Source organism: Micromonospora deserti (assembly GCF_003236335.1).
GTDB lineage: Bacteria > Actinomycetota > Actinomycetes > Mycobacteriales > Micromonosporaceae > Micromonospora > Micromonospora deserti.
Map to the genome: position 1 here is coordinate 1 of NZ_POUB01000323.1, position 5978 is coordinate 5978.

Below are 5978 nucleotides of genomic sequence, written 5' to 3' on the forward strand. Positions count from 1 at the left end.
CCTCCGCGCCCCCCGCCGGCGCGCCCACCGCGCTGTCGTTCACCGCTCGCTCGCTCGATGTGCCCTCGTCGCCGCCCGACGCGCCGCAGCCGGCGAGTGCGAGCACGGCCGCCAGTCCCGCCGCGGTCAGCAGCGCACTCCACCGGCTTCGTCCGATTCCGTTCATCCCGCTCCGATCTCCGTGGCCCCTCCGGCGGGGGCGATCGGTCAGACGAGGCGCGGTGCCACGCCCGTTCCGGCAGACTGCGCTGAGGACGTCACGATTCGATAATCGAGGAGTCACGAATGCGCCTGACCAAGTACGGCCACTCCTGCGTACGCGTCGAGCACGACGGCGGAGTGCTGGTCATCGACCCGGGGGTGTTCAGCGAGCGGGAGGCCCTGGACGGGGTCGACGCCGTACTGATCACCCACGAGCACCCCGACCACGTCGACGTCGAGGCACTGACCGCCCAGCGCGACCGGCGGCCGTTCACCGTGCACGGGCCGGCCTCGCTCTCCTCCACACTGGACGGCCTGGCCGACGTGTTCACCCCGGTGACGCCGGGCCAGTCGTTCACCGCCGCCGGCGTCCCGGTACGCGCCTACGGCGGCCGGCACGCCGTGATTCACCCCGACATCCCGGTGGTGGACAACCTGGCGTATCTGGTAGACGACCGGGTCTACCACCCCGGCGACTCGTTGGTCGTGCCGGACGTGCAGGTCGACACCCTCTTCCTGCCGATCCACGCCCCGTGGACGAAGTTCTCCGAGTCGCTGGACTTCCTCCGCGCGGTCGCCCCGCGCCGGGCGTACGCACTGCACGACGGGCTGCTCAACGACAACGGGCTGGGCGTGCTGAACAGCAACTTCACCCGGCTGTCGGAGGTGGACTACCGACGGCTCGAACCGGGCACCCGGATCGACGCCTGAGCGCGATGCCTGGCCCACCCCGAGAGCTGGTGCACCGGCTCTACACCACCCCACCGGACCGGTTCGTCGCCATCCGCGACGAGGCGGCCGCGGAGGCCCGCCGGGCCGGCGACCCGAAGGCCGCCCGGGAGATCGCCAAGCTGCGCCGGCCCACCGTGGCCGCCTGGCTGGTCAACCTGCTCGCCCTCGAACGCGCCGAACTGGTCGCCGACCTGGTCCAGCTCGCCGAGGCGCTGCGCTCCGCCCAGCGGGAGCTGCGGGGCCCCCGGCTGCGCGAGCTCTCCGCCCAGCGGCGCGCGGTGGTCGGCGCGCTCGTCACCGAGGCCCGCAAGCTCGCGGCCGCCACCGAGGGGGCCCCACCGGCCGGGAAACTGCCGCTGGCCGAGGTGGAGGCCACCCTCAACGCGGCGCTCTCGGACACGGAGGTGGCCGAGCAGGTCCGCACCGGCCGGCTGCTGCGGGCCGCCAGCTACGCCGGCTTCGGCGAGGTGCCCCGGCCGCAGCTGCGCCTGGTCACCGGCGGGGAGGAGCCGGAACCGGAACGCGCCCCGCCGGAGCGCAGGCGCGAGGACCGGACCGCCCGGCGGGTCGAGCAGGCCGAGCGGGCCGCCCGGGCGGAACGGGCCCGGCAACGCCGGGCGGTGGAGAAGGAGCTGACGCGGGCGCGTACCGACCTGGACCGGGCCGAGGCGGAGCTGGCCGGAGCGACGGCGGCCGAGCGGGACGGCGTGGCCGACCTCGACGCGATCGAGGCGGAGCTGGCCGAGTTGGAGCGGCGACGGGCCGTCGCCGAACAGGAGCTGAGCCGGGCCAGACTCACCCGCCGGGCAGCCGAACGGACCGTCACCGCGGCCCGGCGCCGCACCGGCGAGGTCGAGGCGGCGCTGGAGGCGCTCGACGCCGAAGAGGGGGCTGCCGGCCCGGGCGCCGGCCGGGCAGACTGACCGCTGTGGACGGAGGGGCCGGGCGGGGAGTGGGCGGATGACGCCGGAGCAGGTCGCCACCGCCAGCAAACCGATCGTGCTCGAACTCGGCGACGCGTTCACCCGCTGCCCCACCACCCTGCGCCGGGCCCGGCTGCTCGGCATCTCCGGCTGGGCGTTCTACGTCACCGGCCGCGCCGGGGCGCTCGGCGACGTCCGGGCCGAGACGGTGGCAGCGGCGCTGGGTTTCCTCGCTCCGGACGCCGTCGCCGACGGCTGGGACGCCGCCCTGCGGACGGTACGGCCCGTCGAGGTGGCCGCCGCCACCCTCGACGAGTGCTGCCGCTGGGGGACCGCCAACCTCGACGCCGTGCCCGGGGTGGCCCGGCTCGCCGGGCTGCTCGGCCACGCGGTCCAGCTGGCGGACGCCACCGGCATGCCACTCTTCGCCGCATGGCGGGCCATGCCGGTGCCGGAGATGAGCGCGGGCGGCCGGGCCGCCATCGGGCTGCGCCTGCTCCGGGAGCACTACGCCGGGGCGCACCTGCTCGCGGTCCGGGCCAGCGGGATGACTCCGCTGGAAGCCGTGCTGGCCGGCCCGGAGGGGGAGGCGGGTGCGGCGGCGTGCGGCTGGCCGCCGCCGTACCCCCCGGTCGGTCCGCTGGTGCGGCGGCGGCTCTGGGCCGAGGCGGTGACCGACCGGCTGGTCGCCGCCGCGTTCGCGGGGCTCGGCCCGGCCGGCGGGACGGAACTGGTGGAGCTGCTGACCGCCACCCGGGCCCACCTGCACCGCGCCAGCTGAGCCCAGGTGGAGCAGCTCCGGGCGGAACGCGTCCTTCGCCGCGATTCAGCCCACCCGGCCGGCGGACGCGGTGACCCGGCCGGGTGCCGGGCGGACGACCGCCGTCGGCGGGCGGGTGGTCCGCGAGGGCGCGCAGGTGGTCATCGGCGACCGCCCCGACGGCCGGCGATGACCCCGACGGCCGGCGATAAATCGGCGGCGCTTCCCGGGCGTGCCTGTCAGGATCGCCTCCGTGACCCTCCCCGCGGGCTGGACCGTCCACCGCCCCACCCTCGACGACGTGCCGGCGATCCTGGCGGTGGTGCGCGCTGCCGACACCTTCGCTATCGGCTACCCCGATTTCGACGCCGAGGACGTGCGTGGCGCGCTGACCGCGCTGAACGTCGACCCGAGCCGGGACTCCTGGGTGGTGACCGATCCGAATGGCGCGCTGGTGGCCTGGGCGATCCTGGAGAACCCGACTGGGGTGGGGCGGGAGTTCGTCGACGTGTTCGTCGACCCGGACCGGGGCGCACCGGTGCGGGCGCCGCTGCTGGCCCGGCAGTTGGACCGGGTGGCTGGGCGGGCCGCCGAGCGTGGCCTGTCGAGCCTGACCGTGCGGTGCGCCGCGTACCCACCAGAGCGACGGTGGGCCGATGAGCTGGCCGACGCGGGGTTCGGCTTCGTCAAGCGTTACCAGGTCATGAGCCGGTCTCTGGCGGGGGTGCCCGCCGAGCCGCCGGCATCACCGCCCGGGGTGACGGTCCGGCCGCTGCGCCCCGGCGACGAGTCGGAGCTGCGCGACTTCCACCGGATCTACGACACCGCCTTCCGCGACACCGCGGACTACGAGCCGCTGACCTATGACCGCTGGCGGGCCCGGATCGGGGCCGACTCGGCCTGGGACGAATGGTTCGTCGCCGAGGTGGACGGGCAGCCGGTGGGCGTTCTCCAGTCCTCCGACCAGGCGCTCGACCGGAACGAGGGGTGGGTCAAGAACCTCGCCGTGCTCCCCGGTCAGCGCCGTCGAGGAGTGGGCGCGGCGCTGCTGAGCCACGCGTTCGCCCGGTACGCGGGGAAGGGACGGGAGTCCGCCGGCCTCGGGGTCGACCTGGCCAACCCGACCGCCCCGCTCTCGCTCTACCGGTCGGTGGGGCTGTGCGAGGTGCGCTGGGTCGACATGTACGAGCTGATCGTGCCGGCTGCCGGTGTGTGATTGACGACCCCGGCCGGGGCCGGCGCGTCGGGCCGACCCGGCCGGTAGCAGACTGGGGCCGTGGGATACGCGCTGCTACGCCGAGGCGGTGCCGGTGGGGCGGGACCGCAGCTCGGTGACGTAGTCGTCCGGCGCGCCCGCCTTCTCGGCGGCGTTCGCGATCTCCGAGAGGTACCACGAGGTCGGCAGGCCGCCCTCGTACCCGTCGAAGACGTAGATCCACGCCGTCACGTCCCCGTCCAGCGTGGAGACGCGCACGTGCAGCTTGCGGTAGGTGCCGGAGGTCACGCCCTCGATCTCGTCGAGCTGCGCCGCGTCGTACGGGTGGATGTCGTACAACGCCACGAACACCCGGTCGCCCGGGGACTCGACGACCGTGCTGACCGAGCCCTCCCAGCCGATCACGCCCTCGCCCGCGAAGGTGAACCGCCAGCCCTCCAGCCAGCCGGTGCCCACCATCGGCGAATGCGGGCAGTAGGCACGCATCCGGGCAGGGTCGAGGTTTGAGCCGTAGGCGGCGTAATGACGCACGGCGATGACGATAGCCCGGCCGGCGGGTGGGGGAGAATACGACGGTGCGTGTCGGACGCGTTCAGGAGAAGAAAGTCACTGTGAGCATGGACGAGGGGCGAGCGCTGTGAGCCGGATCGTGATCATCGGCGGCGGACCGGCCGGCTACGAGGCGGCCCTGGTCGCCGCGCAGCTGGACGCTGACGTCACCGTGGTGGAGGCCGACGGCGCCGGCGGGGCGTGCGTGCTGTCCGACTGCGTCCCGTCGAAGACCTTCATCGCCAGCTCGGAGGTGGTCACCGGCTACCGGGACACCGAGGAGTTCGGGGTGCACTCCGACGGGCTGGAGGCGGTCACCGTCGACGCGTCGGCGGTGCACGAGCGGGTCAAGCGGCTCGCCCTCGCGCAGTCCGCCGACATCCACGCCAAGCTGATCAAGGCCGGGGTCACCTTCGTGGCCGGGCGGGCCCGGCTCGGCGAGGACACGCTCGGTCACACCCACCGGGTGATCGTCACCCCGGCCGAGGGCGGCGAGGAGTACTCGATCGCCGCGTCGACCGTGCTGATCGCCACCGGTGCCACCCCCCGCCAGCTGCCCACCGCCGTACCGGACGGCGAGCGCATCCTGACCTGGCGCCAGGTGTACGACCTGCCGGAGCTGCCCGCGCACCTGGTGGTGGTCGGCTCCGGGGTGACCGGCGCCGAGTTCGCCAGCGCCTACCTGGCGATGGGGGTCGAGGTGACCCTGGTCTCCAGCCGCGACCGGGTGATGCCGCACGAGGACGCCGACGCGGCGATGGCCATCGAGCGGGTCTTCCGCGGCCGGGGCATGACCATCCTGAACAACTCCCGCGCCGACGCGGTCCGCCGCACCGACGACGGCATCGAGGTCGAGCTCTCCGACGGCCGCACGGTGTCCGGCTCGCACGCGCTGATCGCGGTCGGCTCGATCCCGAACACCGCCGACCTGGGGCTGGCCGAGTACGGCGTCGAGCTGGCCCGGGGCGGCTACGTGACGGTCGACCGGGTCTCCCGCACCAACGTGCCCGGCATCTACGCCGCCGGTGACTGCACCGGGGTGCTGCCGCTGGCCAGCGTCGCCGCCATGCAGGGGCGGATCGCCATGTGGCACGCGCTGGGCGAGGCGGTCCGGCCGCTGCGGCTGCGTACCGTCGCGGCGAACGTCTTCACCGACCCGGAGCTGGCCACGGTCGGCGTCTCCCAGGACGAGGTGGACGCGGGCAAGGTGCCGGCGCGGCAGGTGATGCTGCCGCTGTCCGGGAATGCCCGGGCCAAGATGGACGACCTGGCCGACGGCTTCGTCAAGCTCTTCTGCCGGCCGGCCAGCGGGCAGGTCATCGGCGGGGTGGTGGTCGCCCCGAAGGCCAGCGAGCTGATCCTGCCGATCACCATGGCGGTGGAGAACAACCTCACCGTCAACGAACTGGCCCAGACCATCACCATCTACCCGAGCCTGTCCGGCTCGATCACCGAGGCCGCCCGCCAGCTCATGCTCCACGAACTGGAGTAGCCCGGTCGATCATGGAGTTGTGGTGGGCGCTTCGTAGCATCCTGCCCGTTTCGCGGGGCACCACAACCGCATGATCGACGGGACGGGTGGGGGGCGGGGTGAGGC

Annotated in this window: 6 protein-coding genes; 5 read left to right on the plus strand and 1 reads right to left on the minus strand. The window is 74.1% G+C overall.

Annotated elements, in window-relative coordinates; all coding sequences use genetic code 11:
• Nucleotides 1-285: 285 nt before the first annotated feature.
• The 4 genes from C1I99_RS28205 to C1I99_RS28220 all read left to right on the plus strand — a co-directional run bounded on the left by C1I99_RS28205 (nucleotide 286) and on the right by C1I99_RS28220 (nucleotide 3832).
• Nucleotides 286-912, plus strand: a complete 627-nt coding sequence (locus C1I99_RS28205; RefSeq protein WP_111137240.1) for an MBL fold metallo-hydrolase — start codon at nucleotides 286-288, stop codon at nucleotides 910-912.
• A 5-nt stretch (nucleotides 913-917) separates the two neighbouring features.
• The gene (locus tag C1I99_RS28210; RefSeq protein WP_111137241.1) at nucleotides 918-1856 is read left to right on the plus strand and encodes a hypothetical protein; all 939 of its coding nucleotides are present in this window, start codon (nucleotides 918-920) and stop codon (nucleotides 1854-1856) included.
• 37 nt (nucleotides 1857-1893) lie between these two features.
• On the plus strand, nucleotides 1894-2637 hold the full coding sequence (locus C1I99_RS28215; RefSeq protein WP_111137242.1) for an SCO6745 family protein: 744 nt from the start codon (nucleotides 1894-1896) through the stop codon (nucleotides 2635-2637).
• A gap of 232 nt (nucleotides 2638-2869) precedes the next feature.
• Nucleotides 2870-3832, plus strand: a complete 963-nt coding sequence (locus C1I99_RS28220; RefSeq protein WP_111137245.1) for a GNAT family N-acetyltransferase — start codon at nucleotides 2870-2872, stop codon at nucleotides 3830-3832.
• A gap of 75 nt (nucleotides 3833-3907) precedes the next feature.
• Here C1I99_RS28220 and C1I99_RS28225 read toward each other — a convergent pair whose 3' ends face one another.
• On the minus strand, nucleotides 3908-4363 hold the full coding sequence (locus C1I99_RS28225) for a gamma-glutamylcyclotransferase (RefSeq protein WP_111137243.1): 456 nt from the start codon (nucleotides 4361-4363) through the stop codon (nucleotides 3908-3910).
• A gap of 106 nt (nucleotides 4364-4469) precedes the next feature.
• On the opposite strand from C1I99_RS28225, the gene C1I99_RS28230 reads away from it, so the two are divergent.
• Nucleotides 4470-5873, plus strand: coding sequence for an NAD(P)H-quinone dehydrogenase (locus C1I99_RS28230; protein WP_111137244.1), 1404 nt, complete (start codon nucleotides 4470-4472; stop codon nucleotides 5871-5873).
• Nucleotides 5874-5978 lie beyond the last annotated feature (105 nt).